Below are 25,899 nucleotides of genomic sequence, written 5' to 3'. Positions count from 1 at the left end.
TCAGGCGGCCTCGGCGGCCAGCTTCTCGGCCTTCGCCTTCACCTCGTCGATGCCGCCGACCATGTAGAAGGCCGCTTCGGGCAGGTGATCGTACTCGCCCGCGACCACCGCCTTGAAGGACTCGATGGTGTCCTCCAGCGGAACCTGCTTGCCATCCGCACCGGTGAAGACCTTGGCGACGTCGAAGGGCTGGCTGAGGAAGCGCTGGATCTTCCGGGCCCGGGCCACGGTCAGCTTGTCCTCTTCCGACAGCTCGTCCATGCCGAGGATCGCGATGATGTCCTGCAGCGACTTGTAGCGCTGAAGGATCCCCTGCACGTCACGGGCGACGCGGTAATGCTCCTCGCCGACGATCGACGGATCGAGGATCCGCGACGTCGAGTCGAGCGGGTCCACGGCCGGGTAGATGCCAAGCTCCGAGATGGCGCGCGACAGCACGGTCGTGGCATCGAGGTGGGCGAAGGTCGTGGCGGGCGCGGGGTCGGTCAGGTCGTCCGCGGGCACGTAGACGGCCTGGATGGAGGTGATCGAGCCGGTCTTGGTCGAGGTGATCCGCTCCTGCATGGCGCCCATGTCGGTGGCCAGCGTCGGCTGGTAGCCCACCGCCGACGGGATACGGCCCAGAAGTGCCGACACCTCGGAGCCCGCCTGCGTGAAGCGGAAGATGTTGTCGACGAAGAACAGAACGTCCGTCCCCGACTGGTCGCGGAACTGCTCGGCCAGGGTAAGGCCGGTCAGCGCGACGCGGGCGCGGGCACCCGGAGGCTCGTTCATCTGGCCGTAGACCAGGGCGACCTGGCTCTCGGACAGATTGTCGGGCTTGATGACGTTCGACTCGATCATCTCGTGATAGAGATCGTTGCCCTCGCGCGTCCGCTCGCCCACGCCGGCGAACACGGAATAGCCCGAGTGCACCTTTGCGATGTTGTTGATCAGTTCCATGATCAGAACGGTCTTGCCCACGCCGGCACCGCCGAAGAGGCCGATCTTCCCGCCCTTGGAATAGGGCGCCAGCAGGTCGATGACCTTGATGCCGGTGACCAGGATCGAGGTCTCGGTCGCCTGCTCGGCGAATTCGGGCGCCGCCTGGTGGATGGCGCGCTTCTCGTCGGCATTCACCGGCTCGCCTTCGTCCACCGGCTCGCCGATGACGTTCAGGATGCGGCCCAGCGTGGCGTTGCCCACGGGGACCATGATCGGGCCGCCGGTGTCCTTGACCTCCTGGCCGCGGACCAGACCTTCGGTCGCGTCCATGGCGATCGTGCGGACCGTGTTCTCACCGAGGTGCTGGGCCACCTCCAGCACGAGGCGCTTGCCGTTGTTGTCGGTTTCCAGCGCGTTCAGGATCTCGGGCAGGTCGCCGTCGAACTGCACGTCGACGACGGCGCCGATGACCTGGGTTACCTTGCCGTTTGCCATTGGTTTCTCCGTTCGTCAGAGCGCCTCGGCGCCCGAGATGATTTCGATCAGTTCGTTGGTGATGACCGCCTGACGTGAGCGGTTGTACTCGATGGTCAGCTTGTCGATCATCTCGCCCGCATTGCGCGTGGCGTTGTCCATGGCGCTCATGCGGGCGCCCTGCTCGCTGGCCCCGTTTTCCAGCAGCGCCGAGAAGATCGCCGTGGCGACCCCGCGCGGCAGCAGGTCGGCCAGGATGGCCTCCTCGCTGGGCTCGTAGTCGTAGAGCGCGTCCGCGTCGGCATCCTCGGGGACGTCGAACGGGATGACCTGCTGGGCAGTCGGGATCTGGCTGACCACGTTCTCGAAGCGCGAGAAGAAGATCGTCGCGACGTCGAACTCTCCCGCATCGAAGCGGCTCAGCACGTCGGCGGCCACCTTGCTGGCGTCGCCGTAGCCGATCCGCTTGACGTCGGAGAAATCGATATGGCCGATGAACAGGTCGGACAGGTCGCGCCGCAGCGCGTCCCGGCCTTTCTTGCCGACGGTCAGGATCTTCACCGTCTTGCCCTGCCCGCGCAACTTCTGGGCGTGCGAGCGGGCCAGCTTGGCGATGTTGGCATTGAAGCCGCCGCAAAGACCCCGCTCGGCCGTCATAACGACCAGCAGATGCACGTCATCCGATCCGGTGCCGCGCAACAGCTTGGGCGCCGTATCGCTGTCGCCCACGCCCGCGGCGAGGCTGCCGAGTACGGCGTTCATCCGCTCCGCGTAGGGGCGCGAGGCTTCGGCGGCATCTTGGGCACGGCGGAGCTTGGCCGCCGCGACCATCTGCATGGCCTTGGTGATCTTGCGGGTCGACTTGACCGACTCGATCCGGTTCTTGAGGTCCTTCAGGGAAGGCATGTTTCTCTCCCGTCAGGCGATCAGCCGGCGTAGGTCTTGGCGTATTCGTCGATGGCCGCCTTCAGCTTCTCTTCGGCGTCGCCCTTCACCTTCGGATCCTCGTTGGTGATCCAGTCGAGGACGTCCTTCTTCTGGCCGCGCATAAATTTCAGCAGGCCGTCTTCCCACTTGCCGACCTCGCCGACCGGCAGATCGTCCAGATAGCCGTTCGTGCCCGCATAGATGACGCAGACGATCTCCGCGTTGGTCAGCGGCGAATATTGCGGCTGCTTCATCAGCTCGGTCAGGCGCGCGCCGCGGTTCAGCAGGCGCTGGGTCGACGCGTCCAGATCCGATCCGAACTGCGCAAAGGCCGCCATTTCCCGGTACTGGGCCAGCGACAGCTTGACCGGACCGGCGACCGACTTCATCGCGTCCGTCTGGGCCGACGATCCCACCCGCGACACCGACAGACCGGTGTTCACGGCCGGACGGATGCCCTGATAGAACAGTTCCGTCTCGAGGAAGATCTGGCCGTCGGTGATCGAGATCACGTTGGTCGGAATGAACGCCGACACGTCGCCACCCTGGGTCTCGATGATCGGCAGCGCCGTGAGCGAGCCCGCGCCGTTCTCTTCGTTCAGCTTGGCCGAACGCTCCAGCAGGCGCGAATGGAGGTAGAAGACGTCACCCGGATAGGCTTCGCGGCCCGGCGGACGTCGCAGCAGCAGCGACATCTGGCGATAGGCGACGGCCTGCTTCGACAGGTCATCGTAAACGATCAGCGCGTGCTTGCCATTGTCGCGGAAATACTCGGCCATCGCCGTCGCGGCGTAGGGAGCGAGGAACTGCATCGGCGCCGGGTCGGACGCGGTGGCGGCCACGACGATCGAGTAGTCGATGGCGCCGGTCTCTTCGAGACGCTTCACGAGCTGGGCGACGGTCGAGCGCTTCTGGCCCACGGCGACGTAGACGCAGTAGAGCTTCTTGCTCTCGTCGTCGCCGGCGGCGTCGTTGTAGCTCTTCTGGTTCAGGATCGTGTCGAGCGCCACGGCGGTCTTGCCGGTCTGGCGGTCGCCGATGATCAGCTCGCGCTGGCCCCGGCCGATCGGGATCATGGCGTCGACGGCCTTGAGGCCCGTCGCCATCGGCTCGTGCACGGATTTCCGCGGGATGATGCCCGGCGCCTTGACGTCGGCGACGCGACGCTCCTTGGCCTCGATGGGGCCCTTTCCGTCCAGCGGCTGGCCCAGGCCGTCGACCACACGGCCCAGCAGTTCGGGTCCGGCGGGCACGTCCACGATCGAATTCGTGCGCTTGACGGTGTCGCCTTCCGAGATGTCGCGGTCGGATCCGAAGATCACGACGCCCACATTGTCGGTCTCGAGGTTCAGGGCCATGCCCTGGATGCCACCGGGGAATTCGACCATCTCGCCGGCCTGGACGTTGTCCAGACCGTAGACGCGGGCGATGCCGTCACCGACGCTCAGCACGCGGCCGACCTCTGCGACTTCGGCTTCCTGACCGAAGTTCTTGATCTGATCCTTCAGGATCGCGGAAATCTCGGCTGCCTGGATGGCCATCTCAGCGGACCTCTTTCATCGTGTTCTGGAGCGCGTTGAGCTTCGCGCGAATGGATGTGTCGATCATTTGCGACCCAAGACGGACGACCAGCCCGCCGATCAGCCCTTCGTCCACCGTCACGTCCAGGCGGACGTCCTTGCCGGTGGATTGCTTGAGCGCGGCGGCCAGCGCGTCGGTCTGGGCATTGGTCAGGGCCTTGGCGGCGCGAACCTGCGCGGTGACCTCGCCCCTTTCGTCGGCCAGCATGTCCTTGAGCTGCGCGATCATCGCGGGGACGACGAAGAGGCGGCGCTTGGCCGCCATCAGGCGCAGGGTGTTCGCCAGCGTGTCGCCCAGACCCAGCTTCTCGGCCACGGCACCCATGGCACGGGCCTGGTCGTCTCGGGTCAGAACGGGCGAAGAGAGGACATCCCGCAGATCGGAGGAGGCACGCACCGCCTCGTCCAGCGCGGTGACGTCCGCTTCCAGCTTCTTGAGATCGCCGCCGTCGCGGCTCAGGTCGAAGACCGCCTGAGCGTAGCGTTCGGCGATCCCGGTCGAGATCGAGGCATTTTCGGACAAGCGGCACCCTTTCAGCGTGTCGTTCGCCCGCACGATCCCCTGCGTCCGGGCGTCTTGCGCAGCCCGGAGACACGCCCCGGATCACGAAATCGCGCACCCTCTAGCAGAGGGATTTCAGCCCTGCAACCAACCGTGGGTCGTGCTTTGGTTGCGGCATTTCGCGCCTTGCTCCACCGGTTCCGGGCCGCGCGGCAGCCGCATCGGGTGGTGGGACGGCATTGTCTCCCGACGCCGGGGCGGACACCACGACGAATGCCGGGCATGCGGCGATTCCCGATCCGGGGCCAGCAAGACCGAAAAAAGCGCGCCTCTCAGCCCGAAAGTGTGGATTCCCGCACTTTTTGGAAACCGCGCCTCCGGCTAGGTGACGCTCAGTAACCTGCGGGGCCGTTGTCCCGCACCCCGCCCGGAGTGTGTGTTCATGATTGCCTATTTCGATCTTTCACCGCCGATCCTGCAGATGCTCGGCATCGCCGGGGCCGGTCTCTACATGACGAACTTCGCGCTGCTGACGTCGCGCGTCCTGTCGTCGGAGATGGTCACCTACTACGTGCTCAACATCGGGGCGGCCTTTCTCGTCCTCCTGAGCCTCGCCGGCGAGTTCAATCTCGCAGCGCTTGCGATCCAGCTGTTCTGGATCGTGGTCAGTTTCTGGGGCGTCATCACGCGGCTGTTCCGTCCGCGCCCGATCCTGCCGTCCGAGCGGCTCAGCCCGCTCCCCTGACGATTCCGGACGGGCACTCGCCCGGCGCCCGTCACGCGGGCGTCGGTTCCGCGACACCTTCCAGCACCTGCAGGGGCCGCCGCACCCGTTCGGCCAATCCGTTGCGCGGCCGTGCCGGCACCTGCTTGGACACTTCCAGCAGGATCACGCCCCCGCCCCCGGAATGACTGATCCGCTGGCCCACCCGCTCCATCACCCCGTGGGAGCGGAGCCAGAAGTTCCGCGCGCTCGGCGGCCCGAACAGCGCGGCGTAGTGACGCTCGGGAATGAACCCTGCCGCCTTCGTCTGCGCTTCGAGCTGGCCCAGCGAATAGGGCCGGCCGAAGCCGAAGGGCGTCTTCTCGCTCCGCGCCCAGAGGCCCGACCGGTTCGGCACCACCATCACCGCCCGTCCTCCGGGACCCAGCACCCGGGCGCATTCGTCCAGAAGATGGGACGGGTTCTCCGAGGTCTCCAGCCCATGAAGCAGGACAAGCCGGTCCACCGCGCCCGTCTCCAGTGGCCAGGCCGTCTCTTCGCAGAGCGCCGAGACATTCGCCATTCCGGCCGGCCAGTGCATCACGCCCTGCTGGCCCGGCATGAGACCGATGACCCGGCGCGCATCCTTCAGGAAGGGTCTCAGCAGGGGCACTGCAAAGCCGAACCCCGCCACCGTCTGCCCCTTGGTGTCCGACCACATCGCCGTCAGCCGATCGCGGATCGCCTTCTGCGCCGCCCGACCCAGCCGGGTGCGGTAGTAGAAGTGCCGCAGGTCGAGAACGTCGAGATGCATGGCATCGGCTTAGCGCGCTCCCCGCATCCGCACGAGTCCGGGCCGCCGGTCCCGGCCGGATTTCCCGCTATCCGTGCGTATCCCGTCACGCCCCGCGACGGGAAATCGCTTGCCACCGCCGCGCGGCCCGCCATCCTCTGCAAGGACAGGAGGAGCCAATGACCATGCCGCCCCAGATCGAATTCGACGTGACCGGCACCGCGCTGGACGCGCTGGTGGTGATCCCGATGCTCAAGGACCGCTTCCCCGACCTGCTGGACAATTACGGCTTCCTCGCCCGCTCCGGCGACCGGGTCGCGGCCATCGACTGCGCCCGCGACGCCCCTTACCGCGAAGCGGCCGAGGCGATGGGCTGGACGATCACCGACATCCTGCTGACCCACCACCACCCGGATCATGTCGACGGCGTGGACGCCTTGCGCGCGGCGACCGGCGCGAAAGCCTGGGGTGCGCGCGCCGATGCCCATCGCCTGCCCGCCTTGGACCATGTGCTCGACCCGGGCGACGAGGTGGCCCTCGGCGGGGCGCGCTTCGCGGTCTGGGACGTGTCCGGGCACACGAACGGTCACATCGCCTATATCGGCAAGGGCGTCGCCTTCACCGGCGACAGCCTGATGGCCGGCGGGTGCGGGCGGCTTTTCGAGGGCACGCCCGAGCAGATGCATGCCAGCCTCTCGCAATTCGCCGACCTTCCGGGCGAGACGCTGATCGCGTCGGGCCACGAATACACCCGCTCCAACCTCGCCTTCGCGCGGACGCTTGAACCGGACAGCGCCGAGCTTATCTCTCGCCAGGAGGCGATGGAGGCACTGCTGGCCGCCGGACAGCCCACGGTCCCTTCCCGCCTGGATCTTGAGCGCAACACCAACCCCTTTTTGCGCTGCCACCTGCCCGATCTGAAATCGGCGACCGGCACGGAAGGGCAATCCGACAGCGAGACGTTCGCCGCCATTCGCGCGGCCAAGGACGCCTTTTGAGCGCCGCATTCATGGGCATCGGCCACACCGCCTGCGACCATTGCGGCAATGTGATGCGAAAAAGGTTGAAGCCTCCGCGGTGACAACCAAAACTTAAACTAATGCGACTACGGACTTTCCCGTCGTCGCGCTCCAGTCGCAGGAGGACTGTCATGCCCTCGTTCTCGAATACCCTCGAGCAGGCCATCCATGCCGCACTGGCCCAAGCCAATACGCGGCGCCACGAACTCGCTACCCTCGAACATCTCCTGCTGGTGCTGATCGACGAACCCGACGCTGCCCGCGTGATGCAGGCCTGCGGCGTTGATCTCGACGAGCTTCGGCAGACTGTCGAGGAATTCATCGAGGACGACCTGTCGACCCTCGTCACCGACGTCGAAGGGTCCGAAGCCGTTCCCACGGCCGCCTTCCAGCGCGTGATCCAACGCGCCGCGATCCATGTTCAATCCTCTGGCCGGACGGAAGTGACGGGCGCCAATGTGCTCGTCGCCATCTTCGCCGAACGAGAGTCGAATGCCGCCTATTTCCTGCAAGAGCAGGACATGACGCGCTACGACGCGGTCAACTTCATCGCCCACGGCGTCGCCAAGGATCCGTCCTTCGGCGAAGCGCGTCCGGTCCAGGGCGCCGACGAGGAAGAGGGCGACATGCCGGTCGAGGGCGATAACGGCCCGAACCCGTCCGAAAACCGCGAGAGCGCGCTGGCGAAGTATTGCGTCGACCTCAACAAGAAGTCTGCCAAGGGTGACGTCGACCCTCTGATCGGGCGCGAGCACGAGGTGGAGCGTTGCATCCAGGTCCTCTGCCGCCGTCGCAAGAACAACCCGCTTCTGGTGGGCGATCCCGGCGTGGGCAAGACCGCCATCGCCGAAGGTCTGGCCTACAAGATCGTGCAGGGACAGGTGCCCGAGGTGCTGTCCGGCGCCACGATCTACTCGCTCGACATGGGCGCATTGCTGGCGGGCACCCGCTATCGCGGTGACTTCGAAGAGCGGCTCAAGGCCGTCGTCACGGAGCTTGAGGATCACCCCGATGCGGTGCTCTTCATTGACGAGATCCACACCGTGATCGGTGCCGGCGCGACGTCCGGCGGCGCGATGGACGCGTCGAACCTGCTGAAGCCCGCGCTTCAGGGCGGCAAGCTGCGCACCATGGGCTCCACCACCTACAAGGAGTTCCGGCAGCATTTCGAGAAGGACCGCGCCCTGTCGCGTCGCTTCCAGAAGATCGACGTGAACGAGCCGACGGTCGAGGACACGATCAAGATCCTCAAAGGCCTCAAGGACCGGTTCGAGGATCACCATTCGATCAAGTATACGGCCGACGCCATCAAGTCGGCGGTGGAGTTGTCGGCGCGCTACGTCAACGACCGCAAGCTGCCGGACAAGGCCATCGACGTCATAGACGAGGCCGGCGCCGCGCAGGCCCTCGTGACCGAATCCAAGCGCCGCAAGACCATCGGCGTGAAGGAGATCGAGGCCGTGGTCGCCAAGATCGCGCGCATTCCGCCCAAGAACGTCTCCAAGGACGACCAGGAGGTGCTGCGGGATCTCGAAGGGTCGCTCAAGCGGGTGGTGTTCGGTCAGGATCCGGCGATCGAGGCGCTTGCCTCGGCGATCAAGCTGTCGCGCGCCGGTCTCCGCGAGCCCGAAAAGCCCATCGGCAACTACCTCTTCGCCGGCCCCACGGGCGTCGGCAAGACCGAGGTGGCCAAGCAGCTCGCCGACACGCTCGGCATCGAGATGCTGCGCTTCGACATGTCCGAATACATGGAGAAGCACGCCGTCTCGCGCCTGATCGGGGCGCCGCCGGGCTATGTCGGTTTCGACCAGGGCGGCCTGCTCACCGATGGCGTGGATCAGCACCCGCATTGCGTCCTTCTGCTCGACGAGATCGAGAAGGCGCATCCGGACGTCTACAACATCCTGTTGCAGGTGATGGATCACGGCAAGCTGACGGACCATAACGGCCGGACCGTCGATTTCCGGAACGTGATCCTGATCATGACGTCGAATGCGGGCGCCTCGGACGCGGCGCGCGCGCCGCTCGGCTTCGGTCGCGACCGGCGCGAGGGTGAGGACACCGCCGCCATCGAGCGGACGTTCACGCCGGAGTTCCGCAACCGTCTGGACGCGATCATCAGCTTCGCGCCGCTGCCGAAGGACACCATCCTTCAGGTAGTCGAGAAGTTCGTCCTCCAGCTCGAGGCGCAGCTCATGGATCGGGGCGTCTCGATCGAGCTGACCCGTGCGGCGGCCGAATGGATCGCCGACAAGGGCTACGACGACAAGATGGGGGCGCGGCCGCTGTCCCGCGTGATCCAGGAACACGTCAAGAAGCCGCTGGCCGAGGAACTGCTCTTCGGCAAGCTCGCCAAGGGCGGCGTGGTCAAGGTCGGCGTCAAGGCCGGCGAGCTGGAGCTCCGCATCGAAGAGCCCGGCGCCCGCAAGCTGACCAACAAACGTCCGCCCCTGCTGACGGCGGATTGAGGCGGACCACACGAAACGCATGAAGGGGCCCTGCGGGGCCCCTTTCTTGTCAGAGCCGACCTGCGGACACGAAAGACAGTCGATCGCCGGGCATCACTACCACGCGTCCGTGTGCCGTCCTCCCTCCCGCCGCCATCCCCTCCCGTTTTGATGGACCGGCCCATTGCCACAGGCTGCGGTTAAGCTTCTCATGGCAACACCGCCTTCTGGAGGGATGCCCGACATGCCGGGCCGCACGCTCTATCTCGGTCCGCTTAACGACAGCAGGCGATGGGACCAGGTCGAGATCCGCCCGGATGACGTCATCGTCGTGACCCCGCCGAAATGCGGGACGACCCAAATACAGACCATCGTCGCGCTGCCGTTCTCCGCAGACCCGGAGATCGAGACCCGACTCACGATCAAGATGCCATGGATCGACGTCCGCCTGCGCGAAATGCCCGAGGTCGCCGCGCGGCGCTCCGCGATGCGCTCTCGTCGCTGTCTGAAAAGCCCCACGCCGCTCGACAGGCTGCCGCTGGACGCGCACGCACGATATCTCTGCGTCTTCCGCTACCCGCTCGATGCGCATGTCTCCTGCCGCGCGCACATGCGCGACATACCCCTGCGGATCTTCGATCACTGATATCCCTAAGACGATGGCGCAGGCGTCACCTTCCGCCGCTTTCTCGACTTCGACCCCACATCGTTCGCCCACATCGTTCGCCACCACGAGGTGGCAGCCCGGACCGACCGGCCCAGACTGGCCCTGTTCCACAGTGCCGACATGGCCCGCGACCTGACGGGGCCGTTTGCCCGCGTCGCCGACCTGCTGGAACCTCGCCCCCTCCAAGAGCCAACCCGCCCGGCCATGCGCGACGACGTCGTCCCGCGCCCTATCTTCCGCACATGCGCCTTGCCCTGCCCTTCCTCCTGCTCGCCGCGCCCGCCTGCGCCGAGATGCTGCGCCCGCCGCTCGACTGCGATTTGGGCCGCACCTGCTTCGTCCAGCAATACCCGGATGCCGATCCCGGCCCCGGCGTCGCGGATTTCACCGGCGGTCCGCTTTCCTATGACGGCCATGACGGCACCGATTTCCGCGTTGCCGACCTGGAGGCGCTGGACGACGCGCCTCCGGTCATCGCCCCCGCAGACGGGACCGTCCTGCGCGCGCGGGACGACGTGCCCGGTGGGGCGTTTCCCGAGGGTCAGGATTGCGGCAACGGCCTGGTGATCGACCACGGAGAGGGCGTGACGACGCAGCTTTGCCACCTCGCTCCGGGCCTGATGGTCGCGCCGGGCGATGTCGTCGTCGCCGGCCAACCGTTGGGGCGGATCGGCATGACGGGCGCGACAGAGTTTCCCCATGTCGAAATCGTCGTCCGCCGCGACGGAGAGGTCGTCGATCCCTACATCGCGGGTCTCTGGACCGAGCCGCCCGCCTACCAGCCCGGCGGACTGCTCTCGGTCGGGTTCGCGCCGGAGGTGCCCGATTATGCCGACGTTCAGGCGGGCACCGCAGATGCGGACCGCTTGGCCCCCACGGATGCGCTGGTGATCTGGGCATTGCTGTTCGGTGGCCGCGAGGGCGACGTCATGGAGTTCGCCATCGACGGCCCCGACGGACGTATGTTCGACCATTCCGAGACGCTGACCCGCACGCAGGCGCAGGTCTACCGCGCGGCCGGACGGCGCGCGCCCCCCGAAGGTTGGCCTGCCGGTGGCTACGCAGGCACGATCCACCTGATCCGCGACGGAACCCGGATCGACGCTCGTGAGGTCACGATCCAGGTACGCTGAGCGGCGGAAGCGCCAGGATCGGCACCGGCCCCAGCGAGACGACACCCCCGGTAACCGCCAGCGGCACGCGTGCAGCACCGGGGCGGTCGGGGACGGTGTAGGCCGACAGGAAGCTCCGGATCAGGTCGATCCGCTCGGCCGGGATGCTGGGTCCGGCCAACAGGTCCAGCGCCGCCACGTCCGCGATTTCCAATGTCAGATCGCCCTCGGCCAGCCCGCCCGGTCCCGCGCGAAGATCGCCCGTCAGCGCCAGATCCAGCGGCCCCCAGCGCAAGGTCAGGTCCCGCAGCGCCATCGCGCGCAGACCCGGCGCGGACCGGAGGTGACGGTCGATGGGCCGGTCCAGATCTACCGAGGCGTCGAAGGTCAGCGCGCCGATCGCTTCTGGCAGAGCATCCCCCGCCAGCGCCGCGCGCATCGAGGCGGGCAGGACCAGCCCCTCGACCCCCGCGGCGACATCGTAGCCACCCGCTTCCGCCTCGCGGATCGCCCCGCGCAGCGCCCGCGCCTCGACCCAGCGGCCGGCGACCAGATCGGCCCCCTGCACCTGCGCGCGCTGCAATGGCAGGTCGGGCGACGGCGCGACCACCACGGATCCACGCAGATCGGACGTGGTGACCGCGATCTCGCGCCCGCCCAGCGTCAGGCTCTGGCTGTCGGGCGCCACGGCGATCACGTGGTTGGGGCGGTAGCTCAGCGCGAAGACCTGCAGGAACGGCGCCGACCACGCCAAACCGCCGCCCGGCGCGGTCACCTCCGGCTCGGTCACCGTGGTGTCGAACCGGTTCGGAAAGCCCGAGACGCTGAGGTCGGCATAGTCGATCTGCCAACCATCCGCCCGCGCCGCCTCGATCCCGGCCCGCAGCCCCCGGTCCAGCCCGGCGGAGCCCACGACCCACCATCCGCCCCAGAGCGCGGAGAGGACCAGCGTCAGGATCAACAGCCATCGCACCATGGGACACCTTTCCTTCCCGCCTTGCCCCCTCTATCCCCCCGCGCCGGGGGGCGAAAGGACAGCGCATGACGGAACTCTGGGTCTTCGGCTACGGCTCGCTCATCTGGAACGCGGGCTTCGATGTGGCCGAGACGCGGCCCGCACGCCTGACGGGCTATCGCCGCCGCTTCTGCATGTGGTCGATCCATCATCGCGGCACCGAAGCGGAACCGGGGCTAGTCCTCGCGCTGGAACCGGCGGCCGACGTCGTCTGCGAGGGGCTGGCTCTGCGCGCCGCCGATCCGGAACCGGCGCTCGCCGGTCTGCGCGAGCGGGAACTGGTCTCGTCCGCCTATCACGAGCGCCAGCTTCGCCTGGCCACACCGGACGGAGACGTGCAGGCGGTGGCCTATGTCGTCGACACGACCCACCGCCAATACGCCGCCGACCTCTCGCTGGAGGAACAGGCCCGGATCATCGCCCGCGCCCACGGGGGCCGCGGTCCGAACACCGAATACCTGCACAACACCGCCGACGCCCTGGCGTCGCACGACATCCACGACCCCGATATCGACCGTCTGACCCGGCTGGTCCGCGACGCACGGTAGACCCGCCTGCAACAGACGCGGCGGCGCAGCGCGTGCCCGCTGGACGGCCCCCCTCCCGGCCCGCTACCGTCGCCGCCAGGACCTGGGAGCAACCCGGGCACGAGGGTACATATGGCACAGGCCGCCGTTAAGTCAGAGACTCAGTTCTCGCAGCCGATCCGTCAGATCGTCCAGATGCTGGCGGTCCTCGGTCTCGTGGGCGGAGGGGTCTACCTCGCCTACCCTTCGGTCGCGCCCATCTTCACGGCGAACCCGTGGCTGAACGGAACGATCGTCCTGGTCTTCGTGCTCGGCGTGCTGGCCTGCTTCGCGCAGGTGCTGCAACTGACCTCTTCGGTATCCTGGATCGAGGGCTTCGCCGAGAAGGAGGACTCGGCAAGCCTCAGCCGCCCGCCCGGCCTGCTTGCACCGCTCGCGGTGATGCTGCGCACCCGGACCCAGCGCAGCCAGATCAGCGCGACATCCTCCCGATCGATCCTCGACTCGGTCGCACAGCGGCTGGACGAGGCGCGCGACATCACGCGCTACATCGTCAACACGCTGATCTTTCTGGGCCTTTTGGGCACGTTCTGGGGCCTCGCGACCACCGTGCCGGCCGTCGTCGACACGATCCGCAGCCTGAACCCGCAGGGCGACGAATCCTCCATCGCCGTCTTCTCGCGCCTCATCGGCGGGCTCGAGGAACAGCTCGCCGGGATGGGCACCGCCTTCGCATCCTCGCTTCTGGGCCTCGCCGGTTCGCTGGTCGTCGGCCTGCTGGAGCTTTTCGCCGGCCACGGCCAGAACCGCTTCTACCGCGAGCTGGAGGATTGGCTGGGCTCGATCACCCGCATCGGCCTGGTGGGCGACGGCGAGACCATCGACCAGTATTCGCTCGCCGCCGTGCTCGACCACATGAACTACCAGATGGAGCAGCTTCAGGACATGTTCCACAAGGCCGAGGAGGGGCGACTTCTGGCCGACAGCCGCCTGTCGTCGCTGGCCGATGCCGTGGGCACGCTGGCGGAACGCGACGGCGACGCCGTATCCGAGGCGCTCCAGCGGGTGGCCGACGGGCAGGAAGCGCTGATCGAGGCGATGGCGGGCAACGGTCAGACCATGGCCGCCGGCGATGGCGGGCTGGATGCCGAAAGCCGGATGCGCCTGCGCTCCATCGACGTGCAGCTTCTGAAGGTCTTCGAAGAGGTCCAGCAGGGCCGTCAGGCCGCGCTGGACGATCTGCGCGGCGATATCGGTGCCCTGACCCGCGCCATGCGCAAGCTGGCGCGTATCGCCGACGGCACGCCCGAGCCGGGGGAATAACCCATGGCCCTGCGCCGCCGCAGCGGACAGCGCTTCGAGGCCAATGCCTGGCCGGGCTTCGTGGACGCGATGACGGCGCTGCTGCTGGTGCTGATGTTCGTCCTGTCGATCTTCATGATCGTGCAGTTCATCCTCTCGGACGTGATCACCGGCCAGGACAGCGAGTTGACCGAACTGGGCGAGCAGGTGGCCGACCTGTCAGAGGCGCTGGGCCTCGAACGCGCCCGCGCCGCCAATCTGGGTCAGCAGGTGCGCGAGTTGGGCAATCAGCGCGACGCGCAGGCGACGCTGATCGCGACTCTGAACCGGCGGACCGAGCAACTGGATGCAAGGGTCGCCTCGTTCGAGGAACAGGTCGCGGGCCTCCTGTCGCGCAACGCCGATCTCGAAGGCGCACTGTCCGGGGCGCAGGATACGATCGCGGCGATCACCGACGAACGTTCCGCGCTGGAAACCGCGCTTGCCACGGCCCGGACCGAAATCGACGAGGCGGCCGAGCAGGCGCGCCTCGCCGCCGCCCGGCGCGAAGCCCTGCAGGGCCTGCTCGACGAGATGCGGACAGAGGCGGCAACTCGCGAGACTTCGCTCGCCCGGACCCTTGCGGCCCTCGAAACCAGCGAGGGACAGACCGCCGACCTGACCGCTCGCGTAGACGAGTTGGAGGGCGCGCTCTCCGAGGAAGAGGCCGCGCGCCTCGCCGAAGCCGCCGCCGCACAGGCCCTTCAGAACCGGCTGGCCGAGGCCGAGACGCGGCTCTCGGACGAGGAAGCCGCCCGCCTGACCGAGGCCGCCGCAGCCGAGGCCCTGCGCGCCCGCCTCCAGGACGCCGACGCCGAACTGACCGCCATGACCCTGGCGCTGGAGGAACAGCGCCGCGCTGCCGAAGAGACGCTGACCCTTCTGGCCGCCGCCGAAAGCGCGAGCGACGATCTGGATGCCCGCCTCGCCCTTGCGCTCGCCGAACGGGACGAAGCATTGGCGGGCCGCGACAGCGCACAGGACGAGACGGAGTCGCTGAATGCGCGATTGGCCGAAGCTCTGTCGCGGCTCGAACGTGTCGAGAGCGATGCTTCGTCCCGCACGGAAGCGGAGGCGCGCATCGCCCAGCTTGAAGCCGAGCTCGCCGCGTTGCGCCGCGACGCGGGATCCAGCGAAGAGGTGCAGGCCCGTCTTGCCTCCGCGCTTGCCGATCGCCTCGCACTGGAGGCCGCCAATGACGATCTGCGCGACGAGCTGGCCAACGCCCTCGCCAACCAGGCCCGCAGTCAGGAACAGGCCGCCAGCGCCCTGACGGCCCAGCAGCGCGCCGATGCCCTGCTTTCCACGGCCCGCGAAGAACTTGCCCGGACCGAAGGCGCGCGCGAGGAGGCCCGGCGCGAGGCGGCCCTCCTCAATCGGCAAGTCGCCGAGTTGCGCGCCCAATTGGGCGAATTGAACGGCCTTCTCGAAGCCTCCGAAGCCCGCGATGCGGAGAACCGCGTCGAGATCACCGCGCTGGGCTCACGGCTGAACACCGCCCTCGCCCAGGCCGCCGCCGAGGAACGCCGCGCCCGCGAACTGGAGGAGGCGGAGCGCCGCCGTCTGGAGCAAGAGGCCGAGCGCCTCGAACGCTACGCTTCGGAATTCTTCGGACAGCTGCGCGAGGTTCTGGGCGACCGCGAAGGAGTCGAGATCGTGGGCGACCGCTTCGTTTTCTCTTCCGAGGTGCTGTTCGATCCCGGTGCGGCCCAACTCCGTCCCGAAGGGCGCGCTCAGGTTGCGCAGGTGGCGGACGTCATCCTCGACGTCGCCGACGAGATTCCGCCGGGCATCGACTGGGTCCTCCGCGTGGACGGCCATACCGACGACATCCCCCTGAACCCCGGCGCCCGCTATGCCGACAACTGGGAACTGAGCCAAGCCCGTGCCCTGTCTGTCGTCCGCTTCATGACAGACGAGTTAGGCGTCCCGCCCTCGCGCTTGGCTCCGACCGGCTTCGCCGAATTTCGCCCCGTCGCCTTCGGCGATACGGCCGAGGCCCGCGCCCGCAACCGACGGATCGAGCTCAAGCTGACTGAGCGATAGAGACGGGCACAGAAAGTTAACGCCGCCATCCGTGCATCTGTGTCTGCACGGGGGGTGCACGGGGGGGGGCACACGGGTTAACGCTGGTTCGGGCCGAAAGGTTAAAGGCTACCAGCGGTCGAGCGCCGCCTCGTCCTCATCTTTTGCGGCGACCCATTCCGCGCCGTCGGCGGTCACTTCCTTCTTCCAGAAAGGGGCCCGTGACTTGAGCCAATCCATCAGGAACTCCGCCGCCTCGAAGGCCGCCACCCGATGCGCCGAGGCCGTACCGACCATCATGATCCGCGCCCCCGGCGCCAGCTTTCCGTAGCGATGGATGATCGTCACACCCGAGAGAGGCCATCGCTCACAGGCGGACTCCGCGTGCGATTCCAAAGCCTTGAGCGTCATGCCCGGATAGTGCTCCAACTCCATGTGCCGCAGGCCGCCTTCGATGTCGCGCACGATCCCGGTAAAGGTCACGACCGCCCCGGCCCCTGTGGATTCAAGCCGCGACGCCTCGGCCGCCAAGTCGAAATCCTCCTCCTGGACCAGAACCCGGCGCATCAGCCCCCCGTCATCGGCGGGAAGAACGCCACCTCCCGCACCCCCGTCAGCGGCGCATCAAGCGGCGCCATCTCTTGGTCCAGCGCGACGCGAACGGAGGAAAGGTCTGAAAAAGCAAAGGCATAGCGCTCCTCGCGCGCCTTCAACTCTTCGACCAGATCAGCAACCGTGTCCGCCTCGGTTGCCACCTCCTCGCGCCCCTTTCCGATCCGCTCGCGCAGCCAGGCGAAGTAGAGCACTCTGATCGTCATGCCTGCCCCCCACTCGGCTTGTCGCGCAGATGCGGCAACGCTTTCGTGAAATAATCCCAACCAGTCCAAGCGGTTAACCCCGCCGCCACCCAGAGAAGCACGGTGCCCGTCCACCAAGTCACGATCTCCAGCCGATAATAGAGCAGGACGCCGGACGTATCCTCCTGCGCACCGGACAGGACGCTGCCGACCATGGCCCCGTCCATCCCCTGCGTCCGGTCGAGAAACTCGTGTTGGAACACCCCCGTGGCGAACAGGACGGCGATCGCGACCATCTGCGCCGTCGTCTTCCACTTCGCCAGCGGGGTCACCTTCAGAACGCCAGCGACATCACCCAGGAACTCTCTGAGACCGCTGACGAAAACCTCTCTGAAGAGGATCACGGTCGCGGGCAGGAGGAACCATGGATTCATCCCCGAAAAGCCGGTGATCACGCAAAGCGCGATCACGACCATCGCCTTGTCCGCGATCGGATCCAGCATCGCCCCCAGCTTGGTCGCCTGGTTCCACTCCCGAGCGATGTAGCCATCGAACCAGTCGGTCACGGCCGCCGACACGAACAGCAAGAGCGCGAACCAATCCGCCCAGGGTCGCGCGAAGAACAGGAACATCACGGCCACACCCGGCGCCGCCAGCAGGCGGATCAGCGTGAGGATGTTCGGCACGGTCCAAGTCATTTGCCTGACTTAGCGGGGTTCCGTTGGGCGTTCCATCCCCGATGCCGTGCCCCCGCCGCGCTGTTGCGGCGTCGCGACCCACCCGGGACGGGCATGCCATCGTGATCCCGGCGGATCGTCGCGAAGGTGCCTGCAATATCCCTCAAATCCGCCGAATTCTCCTTCATATTGGAGACGATAAGTATAACGAGGTTCGATATGGGCCCTATCGGTCGAATGGCACTCCTTGGATTTCTCGCGCTGGGCCAGCCCGTCCAGGCACAGGAGGGGGATTGTCTCACGGGTCTGGTGGAGTTCCGGACCGGCGTGATCCGCTCGACGCTGATGATGGACATCCATGAACGCCGGATCGAGTCCGGCCAGGGTCTCACGAACACGCGCAACCTGCCACCGATGGGCGGTGTCCTGTCGGTGTACTCGTTTCCGCGGAAAAACACGACCATCGAAAACTCCGACAGCATCGTCGCCGACATGATGACCTTCTCGGAAGACGGTCGTGCCATCGCATTGCTGAAGGACAAGTCCGGTCCCCAGCTCGACCGGATGTATGGCGGGGACGGCGTGCTCTATGCCGCGTATCTCGCCGGCGGCACGATCGAGGCCGCCGCGTTAGATGAGACCACCGAGCTTGTCGGCTGGGATTGCATGCAGTGGCGGTAACGGCCGGCAGCGACCGCACGGCATAGGGCCCGACAGCCCACAACACCTCCGGGAACAAAGATACCGCGCGAGCCGAACTGGCATCGCGTGCGCGTCCAATAGGCTCTGAAGCGGCCCGATTTGCGCCAATTCCCCGTCACGACCCGGCGGCAGGTTGCGGCCGTCGGGCCACGGGTCCGGCAGGTTTTGTCCACATTTGGATGCGCGGAGACTGCTCTCTCCGCGCCGCATTCTTTGGAAAGGAGTCGCAATGTCCCCTCTGGATCAGATGTCACCGCAAGAGACCGTCAGCGCCTCAACGGGCTCTTTCAAGGACGGGACCCAGGTCATCGCGACGCCGGATGGCGGATACTTCATCGTCTGGGAGAACAGCCCTCTCGACGGACGGACGGACACGCTGCTTGGCCGGAAATACGACGCGAACGGCAACGCGGTCGGCGGCGAGATCGTCGTCTCGGACGTCAACAAGCAGATGCAGCCCGACATGACGCTTCTGGCGAACGGGAACATCGCGCTGGTCTGGAAGGACGGCAACGACGTCCTCGGCCGGCCCGGCGACTTCAAGCTTCAGATCCTCGACCAGGACGGAGGAAAGGTCGGCGGCCTCGTGACCGTGAACGACGACGCTTTCGCCAGCTTCGGCTACATGCCGTCGGTCGACAGCCTGCCCGACGGCGGCTTCGTCGTGACCTGGCAAGGCGACGTCACCGGCCGGGCGCAACAGGGTCTCGCCACCGAGCGGGACATCTTCCTCCAGCGCTTCGACGAAAGCGGAAGCAAGGTCGGCGGCGAAGTGCAGGTCAATGACGACGCGAAGAAGCTGACCCATGTCCAGGACGTCTTCGGGTTCGCGGATGGCGGCTATGTCGTGACCTTCGGAGATACCAGCAAGAGCGGCAAGGACATCCCCCTGCTTGGCCAGTTCTTCAACGCGGATGGCACCAAGGACGGCGCGGCGAAGGTCCTGATCGAAACGGCGAGCTTTGGCTGGGAACATTCCAACTCCGAAATCGCCGCCTACGGTGACGGATTCATCGTGGCCTACATGATCGATCCCGACGGCAAATCGACGCCGCGCAACAACGACATCCGGGTCCAGGTCTTCGACCGGGACGGAAACGCGAGCGGGGACCCGATCAAGGTCACGGACTCGGATTCGGGCTATCAGGGCGATCCCCAGATACTGGTCCTCGACGGCGGCGGATTCGCGGTCGCCTGGAAGGATCGACCCGAGGACGCCAATCTGAGCGATATCTACATTCGTTTCTTCGACGAGGACGGCCGGCCCGAAAGCGAGGAGATCCGCATTCACGAAGGGACCGATGGCGATCAGGCCGATCCGACGCTGGCGCAGCTCGAAGACGGCTCGATCGTCGTCACTTTCAACTCCTGGCTCGCTGATGACAGCCGCGACGGCGCGGTCGAGGAGGTCACTTTCTCGGTCTCGTCCGAAGGCGTCGTGACCGAAGAGCCGGCAGAGCCGGTCAACCTTAAGGGCACCTCCGCGGACGATGTTCTGAGCGGCACGGATGGCGACGATGCGATCCGGGGTCGCGGCGGAGACGACGCGCTGTCCGGCGGGGCAGGCGACGACCGGCTCAAGGGAAATGGCGGCCATGACGAAATGTCCGGCGGCGAAGGTGACGACAGGCTGAAAGGCGGCAAGGGCGACGACACCATCGAAGGTGGCGACGGCAACGACAGAGCCTTTGGCGGAAAAGGTCACGACGTGATCGACGGCGGTGCCGGCAACGACAGGATCAAGGGCGGCAGCGGAGACGACACGATCACGGGCGGCGCCGGTGACGACACGCTGAAGGGCGGGAAGGGCGAAGACACCTTCGTCTTCCGCTCGACCGAGGACGAGGGGGCCGACATCATCAAGGGCTTCGATGCCGACGACGACTCGATCCGCATCGATACCGGTTCCGATAATGCCGACCCCGGCATCACCGTGACCGATACGGATCGGGGTGCCCTGATCGAATACGATGGAGGCAGCATCCTCGTTCGGAACACGTCCGCCGAAACAATCGAGGCAGAACTGTTCCTCTGAGCGTCTCGATCGCCAGAACCGGACCGGCGGCCGCAACGGCCGCCGGTCGCGTTTCGGCCCTCTAGGCGGGACCTAGCCGCGTTCGTGGAAGTGGCGGTGGATCGCCTCGGCCAAAGCGTCACTGATCCCATCGACTGATTTCAGATCGGCCAGAGCGGCGCGCGAGACGGCCTTGGCGCTTCCGAAATGCTGCAGGAGCGCCCGCTTCCGTCCGGGACCGACGCCGGCAACCTCGTCCAGCGGATTGGCGACGAGCGCCTTCGCGCGTTTCGCCCGGTGCGTGCCGATGGCGAAGCGATGCGCCTCGTCCCGCATCCGCTGCACGAAATAGAGCACCGGATCGTTACGGCGCAGGGCGAACGGACGCGCACCCGGGCGGTGGAACTCTTCCTTGCCGTGGTCGCGGTCGACGCCCTTGGCAACGCCGACGATCGGGATGTCGGCCACGCCCAGCTCCTTCATGATGGACACCACCGCGCCGACCTGCCCCGCACCGCCATCTATCAGCAGGAGATCCGGCCAGGTCTCACCGCTGCGGTCCGGATCTTCCTTGAGGAGGCGCTTGAAGCGTCGGGTCAGGACCTCCTTCATCATGCCGAAGTCGTCGCCCGGCGTGAGTTCGTCACCGCGGATGTTGAACTTGCGATACTGGGACTTCTCGAAGCCTTCCGGACCGGTAACGATCATCGCGCCAACGGCGTGGCTGCCCTGTATGTGGGAGTTGTCGTAGGTCTCGATCCGCCGGGGCGCGGCGTCCAGCCCGAACGCCTCCCGGATCCCGTCCAGGAGTTTGGCTTGGGTCGCACTCTCTGACATCTTGCGGCCGAGACTTTCGCGCGCATTCCGGACGGCGCTCTGGACGAGGTCGAACTTCTCGCCCCTCTGCGGCACAAGGATCTGCACCTTCCGGCCGGCCTTTTCGGACAAGGCGTCGATCATCAGATCGCCATCCTCGATGCCGTGGCTCAGCAGGAGCATGCGCGGAGGCTCCTTGTCGTCATAGAACTGACCGACGAACCCTTCCATGACCTCGGTCGGGGACATGTCTTCCGCCACTTTCGGGTAGAAATCGCGATTGCCCCAATTCTGGTTCGCACGGATGAAGAAGACCTGGATGCAGGCCTGCCCGCCTTCCATGTGCAGGCCGATGATATCCGCCTCGGCCACGCCCTGCGGGTTCACACCCTGGGTCGATTGCACATTCGTCATCGCCTTGATGCGGTCCCGAAGCGCGGCGGCCCGCTCGAACTCCATCTCGGCGGCGGCCTGCTCCATGTCGTGGGCAAGACGCTCCTGAATATCGGTGGTCTCGCCACGCAGGAACCGCTCGGCATCCCTGACCGACTCGCGATAGTCTTCGGGGCTGATGAACCCGACGCAGGGCGCGCTGCACCGCTTGATCTGGTAGTTGAGGCAGGGCCGGGTCCGCCCTTCGAAATCGCTGTCCGAGCAGTTGCGAAGCAGGAAGACGCGCTGGAGTTGGTTCAGAACGCGGTTCACGGCCCCCGCGCTGGCGAAGGGGCCGAAATAGGTGTTCCGATCGCCCTTGCGGCCCCGGTGCTTGCGGATCTGCGGGAACGCATGCGCGCGCGTGATCTCGATGTTCGGGAACGACTTGTCGTCGCGCAGCAGCACGTTGTACCGCGGCCTGAGTTGCTTGATGAGGTTCTGTTCGAGCAGCAGCGCTTCGAGCTCGCTGTTCGTCGTCAGGACCATCATCGACGCGGTGTCCTGGATCATCCGGCGGATGCGTGGCGAATGCCCCTGAAGCCGAGTGTAATTCGCCACCCGCGCTTTCAGGTTGCGGGCCTTGCCGACATAAAGGACGCGGCTCTCGGCATCGAGCATGCGATAGACACCCGGCGACGCATCCAGCTTGCGCCAGAACCGCTTGATGACATCCGGCCCCGTCGGGACCGCCGCCCTGCTCTCCGAACTATCCGACGTCATCTCCGATTCCCTGTCCGGGGCTGCCTCACCCGTGTTTGCGTTGCAAGGGGCCGCCCGCCCCCAGATAAGTGGAAAGCCCTGTGGATAAAGCTGGGGGTGGATTCGCCTCGACCTTGCCCATCAAGGCCCTTGTCATGAATTCGCCACATTGTAAGGCGCCGGAAAAAAAATTAAGTCCATGATTTCCTTGATCTGTTTCAAATGCAGTGCTCATCTGCCTCAAATCCCTAAGAAATTATGAACGAGCCGCTCCGATCCAACGCGGGAGTGGAGAAATCCAGCGGTACTCTGCCCTTGGGGAAGGTCCGATCGCCTATTCGACGCCCAGAACGTCCGGGGTCTGCCATGCGAGATGCTGGCCGCCATCGACGCAGATCAGCTGTCCAGTCACGGAGCGCGCGCCGACGAGATAGCGCAGTGCATCGCGGATCCCTTGCGGATCCGCACCGCGGCCAAGGATCGTGGCCGCCCTCTGGGCAGCGAAATGCGCCGGTGACTGACGCGCCCCTTGCATGGTCGGTCCCGGGCCGATCGCGTTCACACGAATGCCGCGAGGCGCCAAGGCCTGCGCGGAGGTCTGCGTAAACGTCCACAGGCCCGCCTTGGCCAACGTGTAGGTCATGAACTCGGGCGTCAGCTTTCGAACCCGCTGATCGACCATGTTCACAACCATTGCCGTGGCAAGGGGCTCTCCATTCTCATCCTCGACCGGGCCGGGCACCTGACGTGCAAAATGCTGCGTCAGGATGAACGGCGCTTGAAGGTTCGACCGTATGTGCCGATCCCAGCTTTCGGTGGTCGCGCTGTCGATGTCGTCATGCTCGAAGATCGAAGCGTTGTTCACTAAGAGCGTCAGCGGACCGCCCAGCAGATCCGCGGCCTGCGGAACGAGGTCGCCTGCCGCGTCGAGGTCCAGGAGATCGCATTGTATCGTTTCGGCAGATCGCCCAGTCCTCCGGATGCGATCCCGCGTCGTTTTCGCGCCGCCCTCAGACCGCGAGAAATGCACCGCGACGTCGAAGCCGAGAGCCGCCAACTCTTCGGCCATCGCGGCGCCGAGGCGCGCCCCGCCCCCGGTGACGAGCGCCCTCATACGAGCACCAGGACCAGGTAAGCGACGTAGATCGCAAAGAGACCTATGCCCCAGAGGCGTGTGATATCCTGCCTGAGGAAGACGAACGGGATCAGCAGCGCGGTCGCGCCGAGCATGATCCACAGGTCGAGCCGCAAGAAGGACTCCTCGACCGGGATCGGACCGACCAGAACGGTGATCCCGACGATCGCCGTCAGGTTGAACAGGTTAGAGCCGATGACATTTCCCAGCGCCACGTCCGCGTGTCTCCGGATCGCGGCCATGACGGTGGTCGCCAGTTCCGGTAACGAGGTTCCGATTGCGACCAGCGTCAGACCGATCACCGTTTCGGTCACCCCGAACGCTCGCGCGATTTCGCTCGCCCCGTCGACCAGCAAGCTGGCCCCAAGGGGCAAACCGATGAGACCGAGAACGAGGAAGGTGGTCAGCTTCCAACCTGGAAGGCTGTCATCCGCCCCCTCGACCTCATCCTCTGCCCCGCGCGAGGAAAGAAAGGTGGCCAGAAGGATCGCCACCAACACGGACAGGAGGATCAGGCCGTTCCACCAGACGAGCGACCCGGAGAAGCAGAGCGCGATGAAGATCAGGCTCGCGACGACCATGTAGGCGTAGTCCTTGCGCGTTTCGCAGTTGGAGGTGTGCAACGTCGCGATCAGTGCAGGCACCCCGAGCACCAAAAGGACATTCGCCGTGTTCGACCCGACCACGTTGCCCAGCGCGAGCCCCGGAACACCGTCGATCACGGCCTGCACACTGACCAGGAGTTCTGGGGCCGACGTTCCGAACGCCACGACCGTCAGACTGACCACGAGGGCAGGCAACCCGAGCCGCAGCGCAAGATTGACGGCGCCCTTGACGAGTGCGTCTCCTGCAAAAATCAGGATCAGCAGGCCGACAGCCACGCTGGCAAATTCGATGATCATGACGGGCTCAGCCCTTTCCGCAGGGGCAAGGACCGCGACCGACGCGCGGGGCACCGCAGGATTTGCATTTGCGCGGCAGGCCCGCCTTTGGTGTGCCAGGAAGGCGAAGCCGTCCGAACATCGCAAGCACGGCCATGCCGATCAGAAACAGGGTGACGATCTTGACGATCACGATGCCGTCCTTCCCTCAGAGACCGAGGCGGGCGCGCAGACTGCGCTCGTCCATCGCGGCCAGCGCGGACGTGACCAGCCCCTCGCCGGCATTCGGCATCAGCCGCGCCAGGAGCGGGCGCCGGCGGCTCAGGATCCGAAAGCGCGTTTTCTCCCCATAGAGTTCCTTCATCTTCGGCACCAGATGTCCGATCCCGTCCGCGAGTCCCGCGTCCACGGCATCCTGTCCGACGAAAATCTCACCCGTGAAGAGATCGCGACTCTGATCGAGGCGATCGCCACGGCGGTCGCTTACGTGCTGGATAAAGGTCTTGTGAATCCGCTCCTGGATCGCCTTGAGCCGGTCCACGTCCTCGGCTCGCTCGGGTCTGAACGGGTCCAGCAGTGACTTGTCTTCGCCGGCGGTGTGAACCCGCCGTTCCACGCCGATCTTGTCGATCGCATCCGCGAACCCGAACCCCGCCGAAATCACGCCGATCGACCCCGTGATCGAGCTTTCGTCCAGCCAGATGTCGTCGGCTGCCGCGGCGAGCCAATACCCCCCGGACGCGGCGACATCCTCGACGAAAGCGTGGACTGGAAGCTGCATCTCATCCGCGAGGCGCCGGATGGCCGCGCCAATGAGAGAGGATTGCACTGGCGATCCGCCGGGCGAATTGAGCCTGAGCGCCACGGCAACCGTCCCACGTTTCCTGAACCCGCGCGCCAGCAACGGGCCGACATTCTCGAGGTTCAATCCCCGTGGACCCGCCGCGATGAGGCCGGATAGCGAGATGACAGAAACGGACTTGTAACGGTCCATTCGTCGTTCGATGGGGGCAGGCAAACGCATGGGCGCGATCTATGGCTGCCGGCGGCAGGCGACAAGGCGGCGCCTTCGCCAAAGCGCGGAATGGTGATCGGATTGCCCGACGCGCCGGACCTCGGCGAGCTGTCGTCAGGCTGACGTGCTAGCGAGTAGATGCAGCCTCTCGGGCCTCAAATTCACAGGACTTCGTCAGGCACCAATTCATGGGCCGAGAACCCTGCATTGACGAACTGCGCAGGGACCGAGGTGGGTCGGATTGCGCCCGCTATCGTGATTACCGTTGACTTACGACTGGCGACTTGCCCAGCGAATATCCTGTTATGGATCAGGTCTGGTCAAGCCCGACCCAGTGACCGGGCGAGCCTCATCCACTCTGTCATAGTGAAGGGCTCTAATACGCTGAGCTGGAGCTGGATTAATCACTTGAATCCAGTGTGTTAGATGTTCTGCATAAGCAGATCCATCCCGCCGAGTTACAAGACCGAGAATTGGCCGGCCTACAACAAGGCGGTGAAGCAGCGCGGTTCCCTGAAGATCTGGTTCGATCCAGAGATCGTCTGGGTGCCGCCAGCAACTGGCAAGCGAAACCGGCAGCCGCAATATAGCGACGCTGCGATCCAGACCTTGGAGTTTGAGGTGCTCCCCGGAAATTGGACACTGACGGAAGCTACGGTCTGAGGTCATCCT

23 protein-coding genes and 1 pseudogene are annotated in these 25,899 nt (G+C 66.0%); 11 read left to right on the top strand and 13 right to left on the bottom strand.

The window, feature by feature from the left end; genetic code table 11:
- The 4 genes from atpD to jaqu_RS04120 are packed head-to-tail and all read right to left on the bottom strand — an operon-like array spanning position 1 to position 4,461.
- Positions 1 to 1,419 carry a F0F1 ATP synthase subunit beta gene (gene atpD, locus jaqu_RS04135; protein WP_043917683.1) on the bottom strand — a complete coding sequence of 473 codons (1,419 nt, stop codon included), beginning with the start codon at positions 1,417 to 1,419 and terminating at the stop codon, positions 1 to 3.
- Positions 1,420 to 1,434: 15 nt separating this feature from the next.
- The gene (locus tag jaqu_RS04130) at positions 1,435 to 2,304 is read right to left on the bottom strand and encodes a F0F1 ATP synthase subunit gamma (protein WP_043917682.1); all 870 of its coding nucleotides are present in this window, start codon (positions 2,302 to 2,304) and stop codon (positions 1,435 to 1,437) included.
- Between the two features lie 20 nt (positions 2,305 to 2,324).
- On the bottom strand, positions 2,325 to 3,866 hold the full coding sequence (gene atpA, locus jaqu_RS04125; protein WP_043917681.1) for a F0F1 ATP synthase subunit alpha: 1,542 nt from the start codon (positions 3,864 to 3,866) through the stop codon (positions 2,325 to 2,327).
- A 1-nt stretch (position 3,867) separates the two neighbouring features.
- Positions 3,868 to 4,461, bottom strand: coding sequence for a F0F1 ATP synthase subunit delta (locus jaqu_RS04120; protein ID WP_236687784.1), 594 nt, complete (start codon positions 4,459 to 4,461; stop codon positions 3,868 to 3,870).
- A 388-nt stretch (positions 4,462 to 4,849) separates the two neighbouring features.
- Between jaqu_RS04120 and jaqu_RS04115 the strand changes: the two genes are divergently transcribed.
- Positions 4,850 to 5,152, top strand: a complete 303-nt coding sequence (locus jaqu_RS04115; RefSeq protein ID WP_043917680.1) for a CBU_0592 family membrane protein — start codon at positions 4,850 to 4,852, stop codon at positions 5,150 to 5,152.
- 31 nt (positions 5,153 to 5,183) lie between these two features.
- On the opposite strand, the gene jaqu_RS04110 is transcribed toward jaqu_RS04115, so the two are convergent.
- Positions 5,184 to 5,924 carry a class I SAM-dependent methyltransferase gene (locus jaqu_RS04110; protein ID WP_043917679.1) on the bottom strand — a complete coding sequence of 247 codons (741 nt, stop codon included), beginning with the start codon at positions 5,922 to 5,924 and terminating at the stop codon, positions 5,184 to 5,186.
- Between the two features lie 158 nt (positions 5,925 to 6,082).
- Here jaqu_RS04110 and gloB point away from each other — a divergent pair, with 158 nt between their 5' ends.
- From gloB to jaqu_RS04090, 4 genes are all read left to right on the top strand, one after another.
- Entirely contained in the window at positions 6,083 to 6,901 is an 819-nt protein-coding gene (gene gloB / locus jaqu_RS04105; protein ID WP_236687782.1) for a hydroxyacylglutathione hydrolase, read from the top strand.
- 152 nt (positions 6,902 to 7,053) lie between these two features.
- Complete coding sequence (gene clpA / locus jaqu_RS04100; protein ID WP_043917678.1) at positions 7,054 to 9,390, top strand: ATP-dependent Clp protease ATP-binding subunit ClpA; 2,337 nt, start codon at positions 7,054 to 7,056, stop codon at positions 9,388 to 9,390.
- A 214-nt stretch (positions 9,391 to 9,604) separates the two neighbouring features.
- A complete protein-coding gene (locus tag jaqu_RS04095) occupies positions 9,605 to 10,015 on the top strand; it encodes a sulfotransferase domain-containing protein (protein ID WP_161793820.1) in 411 nt (136 codons plus the stop codon).
- 263 nt (positions 10,016 to 10,278) lie between these two features.
- Positions 10,279 to 11,169: a M23 family metallopeptidase gene (locus jaqu_RS04090; RefSeq protein ID WP_043917676.1), complete on the top strand. Its 891-nt coding sequence runs from the start codon at positions 10,279 to 10,281 to the stop codon at positions 11,167 to 11,169.
- Here jaqu_RS04090 and jaqu_RS04085 read toward each other — a convergent pair.
- Positions 11,150 to 12,124: a DUF2125 domain-containing protein gene (locus jaqu_RS04085; RefSeq protein ID WP_043917675.1), complete on the bottom strand. Its 975-nt coding sequence runs from the start codon at positions 12,122 to 12,124 to the stop codon at positions 11,150 to 11,152. The genes jaqu_RS04090 and jaqu_RS04085 overlap by 20 nt on opposite strands.
- Before the next feature lie 65 nt (positions 12,125 to 12,189).
- Here jaqu_RS04085 and jaqu_RS04080 point away from each other — a divergent pair, with 65 nt between their 5' ends.
- The 3 genes from jaqu_RS04080 to jaqu_RS04070 all read left to right on the top strand — a co-directional run bounded on the left by jaqu_RS04080 (position 12,190) and on the right by jaqu_RS04070 (position 16,077).
- Positions 12,190 to 12,711: a gamma-glutamylcyclotransferase gene (locus tag jaqu_RS04080; RefSeq protein WP_043917674.1), complete on the top strand. Its 522-nt coding sequence runs from the start codon at positions 12,190 to 12,192 to the stop codon at positions 12,709 to 12,711.
- A 111-nt stretch (positions 12,712 to 12,822) separates the two neighbouring features.
- On the top strand, positions 12,823 to 14,013 hold the full coding sequence (locus jaqu_RS04075; RefSeq protein WP_043917673.1) for a biopolymer transporter ExbB: 1,191 nt from the start codon (positions 12,823 to 12,825) through the stop codon (positions 14,011 to 14,013).
- 3 nt (positions 14,014 to 14,016) lie between these two features.
- Positions 14,017 to 16,077, top strand: a complete 2,061-nt coding sequence (locus tag jaqu_RS04070; RefSeq protein ID WP_043917672.1) for a peptidoglycan -binding protein — start codon at positions 14,017 to 14,019, stop codon at positions 16,075 to 16,077.
- A gap of 108 nt (positions 16,078 to 16,185) precedes the next feature.
- Here the strand turns inward: jaqu_RS04070 and jaqu_RS04065 are convergent, their stop codons facing one another.
- Genes jaqu_RS04065 through pgsA form a run of 3 tightly spaced genes read right to left on the bottom strand, consistent with a single transcriptional unit; the run spans position 16,186 to position 17,551 of the window.
- The gene (locus jaqu_RS04065) at positions 16,186 to 16,623 is read right to left on the bottom strand and encodes a molybdenum cofactor biosynthesis protein MoaE (protein ID WP_043917671.1); all 438 of its coding nucleotides are present in this window, start codon (positions 16,621 to 16,623) and stop codon (positions 16,186 to 16,188) included.
- Positions 16,623 to 16,874: a molybdopterin converting factor subunit 1 gene (gene moaD / locus jaqu_RS04060; RefSeq protein ID WP_084629356.1), complete on the bottom strand. Its 252-nt coding sequence runs from the start codon at positions 16,872 to 16,874 to the stop codon at positions 16,623 to 16,625. The genes jaqu_RS04065 and moaD overlap by 1 nt, the downstream gene beginning before the upstream one ends.
- Complete coding sequence (gene pgsA / locus jaqu_RS04055; RefSeq protein ID WP_043917670.1) at positions 16,871 to 17,551, bottom strand: CDP-diacylglycerol--glycerol-3-phosphate 3-phosphatidyltransferase; 681 nt, start codon at positions 17,549 to 17,551, stop codon at positions 16,871 to 16,873. Before pgsA ends, moaD begins: the two co-directional genes overlap by 4 nt.
- 216 nt (positions 17,552 to 17,767) lie before the next feature.
- Here pgsA and jaqu_RS04050 point away from each other — a divergent pair, with 216 nt between their 5' ends.
- Positions 17,768 to 18,211, top strand: coding sequence for a hypothetical protein (locus jaqu_RS04050; protein ID WP_043917669.1), 444 nt, complete (start codon positions 17,768 to 17,770; stop codon positions 18,209 to 18,211).
- Between the two features lie 250 nt (positions 18,212 to 18,461).
- Entirely contained in the window at positions 18,462 to 20,267 is a 1,806-nt protein-coding gene (locus jaqu_RS20465) for a calcium-binding protein (protein ID WP_052500766.1), read from the top strand.
- Positions 20,268 to 20,339: 72 nt separating this feature from the next.
- Here the strand turns inward: jaqu_RS20465 and uvrC are convergent, their stop codons facing one another.
- The 4 genes from uvrC to jaqu_RS04020 form a co-directional block, all read right to left on the bottom strand.
- A complete protein-coding gene (gene uvrC, locus jaqu_RS04040) occupies positions 20,340 to 22,217 on the bottom strand; it encodes an excinuclease ABC subunit UvrC (protein ID WP_043917668.1) in 1,878 nt (625 codons plus the stop codon).
- A 313-nt stretch (positions 22,218 to 22,530) separates the two neighbouring features.
- Entirely contained in the window at positions 22,531 to 23,310 is a 780-nt protein-coding gene (locus tag jaqu_RS04035; RefSeq protein ID WP_043917667.1) for an SDR family oxidoreductase, read from the bottom strand.
- A complete protein-coding gene (locus tag jaqu_RS04030; protein ID WP_043917666.1) occupies positions 23,307 to 24,233 on the bottom strand; it encodes a calcium/sodium antiporter in 927 nt (308 codons plus the stop codon). Before jaqu_RS04030 ends, jaqu_RS04035 begins: the two co-directional genes overlap by 4 nt.
- 187 nt (positions 24,234 to 24,420) lie before the next feature.
- Entirely contained in the window at positions 24,421 to 25,206 is a 786-nt protein-coding gene (locus jaqu_RS04020; protein WP_236687780.1) for a S49 family peptidase, read from the bottom strand.
- 456 nt (positions 25,207 to 25,662) lie between these two features.
- Here jaqu_RS04020 and jaqu_RS04015 point away from each other — a divergent pair.
- Positions 25,663 to 25,860, top strand: a pseudogene (locus tag jaqu_RS04015) (IS5/IS1182 family transposase); the annotation flags it as partial.
- Positions 25,861 to 25,899 lie beyond the last annotated feature (39 nt).

The organism is Jannaschia aquimarina, assembly GCF_000877395.1.
GTDB classification, from domain to species: Bacteria; Pseudomonadota; Alphaproteobacteria; order Rhodobacterales; family Rhodobacteraceae; genus Jannaschia; species Jannaschia aquimarina.
Note: the sequence above shows the minus strand (reverse complement) of the source record. Positions and strands in the feature narration are given on the sequence as shown.

What these genes read in the sequence shown, in the direction of transcription:
- atpD (WP_043917683.1), bottom strand. Translation starts at nt 1,419, where the DNA reads ATGGCAAACGGCAAGGTAACCCAGGTCATCGGCGCCGTCGTCGACGTG.
- jaqu_RS04130 (WP_043917682.1), bottom strand. Translation starts at nt 2,304, where the DNA reads ATGCCTTCCCTGAAGGACCTCAAGAACCGGATCGAGTCGGTCAAGTCG.
- atpA (WP_043917681.1), bottom strand. Translation starts at nt 3,866, where the DNA reads ATGGCCATCCAGGCAGCCGAGATTTCCGCGATCCTGAAGGATCAGATC.
- jaqu_RS04115 (WP_043917680.1), top strand. Translation starts at nt 4,850, where the DNA reads ATGATTGCCTATTTCGATCTTTCACCGCCGATCCTGCAGATGCTCGGC.
- jaqu_RS04110 (WP_043917679.1), bottom strand. Translation starts at nt 5,924, where the DNA reads ATGCATCTCGACGTTCTCGACCTGCGGCACTTCTACTACCGCACCCGG.
- gloB (WP_236687782.1), top strand. Translation starts at nt 6,083, where the DNA reads ATGACCATGCCGCCCCAGATCGAATTCGACGTGACCGGCACCGCGCTG.
- clpA (WP_043917678.1), top strand. Translation starts at nt 7,054, where the DNA reads ATGCCCTCGTTCTCGAATACCCTCGAGCAGGCCATCCATGCCGCACTG.
- jaqu_RS04095 (WP_161793820.1), top strand. Translation starts at nt 9,605, where the DNA reads ATGCCCGACATGCCGGGCCGCACGCTCTATCTCGGTCCGCTTAACGAC.
- jaqu_RS04090 (WP_043917676.1), top strand. Translation starts at nt 10,279, where the DNA reads ATGCGCCTTGCCCTGCCCTTCCTCCTGCTCGCCGCGCCCGCCTGCGCC.
- jaqu_RS04085 (WP_043917675.1), bottom strand. Translation starts at nt 12,124, where the DNA reads ATGGTGCGATGGCTGTTGATCCTGACGCTGGTCCTCTCCGCGCTCTGG.
- jaqu_RS04080 (WP_043917674.1), top strand. Translation starts at nt 12,190, where the DNA reads ATGACGGAACTCTGGGTCTTCGGCTACGGCTCGCTCATCTGGAACGCG.
- jaqu_RS04075 (WP_043917673.1), top strand. Translation starts at nt 12,823, where the DNA reads ATGGCACAGGCCGCCGTTAAGTCAGAGACTCAGTTCTCGCAGCCGATC.
- jaqu_RS04070 (WP_043917672.1), top strand. Translation starts at nt 14,017, where the DNA reads ATGGCCCTGCGCCGCCGCAGCGGACAGCGCTTCGAGGCCAATGCCTGG.
- jaqu_RS04065 (WP_043917671.1), bottom strand. Translation starts at nt 16,623, where the DNA reads ATGCGCCGGGTTCTGGTCCAGGAGGAGGATTTCGACTTGGCGGCCGAG.
- moaD (WP_084629356.1), bottom strand. Translation starts at nt 16,874, where the DNA reads ATGACGATCAGAGTGCTCTACTTCGCCTGGCTGCGCGAGCGGATCGGA.
- pgsA (WP_043917670.1), bottom strand. Translation starts at nt 17,551, where the DNA reads ATGACTTGGACCGTGCCGAACATCCTCACGCTGATCCGCCTGCTGGCG.
- jaqu_RS04050 (WP_043917669.1), top strand. Translation starts at nt 17,768, where the DNA reads ATGGCACTCCTTGGATTTCTCGCGCTGGGCCAGCCCGTCCAGGCACAG.
- jaqu_RS20465 (WP_052500766.1), top strand. Translation starts at nt 18,462, where the DNA reads ATGTCCCCTCTGGATCAGATGTCACCGCAAGAGACCGTCAGCGCCTCA.
- uvrC (WP_043917668.1), bottom strand. Translation starts at nt 22,217, where the DNA reads ATGACGTCGGATAGTTCGGAGAGCAGGGCGGCGGTCCCGACGGGGCCG.
- jaqu_RS04035 (WP_043917667.1), bottom strand. Translation starts at nt 23,310, where the DNA reads ATGAGGGCGCTCGTCACCGGGGGCGGGGCGCGCCTCGGCGCCGCGATG.
- jaqu_RS04030 (WP_043917666.1), bottom strand. Translation starts at nt 24,233, where the DNA reads ATGATCATCGAATTTGCCAGCGTGGCTGTCGGCCTGCTGATCCTGATT.
- jaqu_RS04020 (WP_236687780.1), bottom strand. Translation starts at nt 25,206, where the DNA reads ATGGACCGTTACAAGTCCGTTTCTGTCATCTCGCTATCCGGCCTCATC.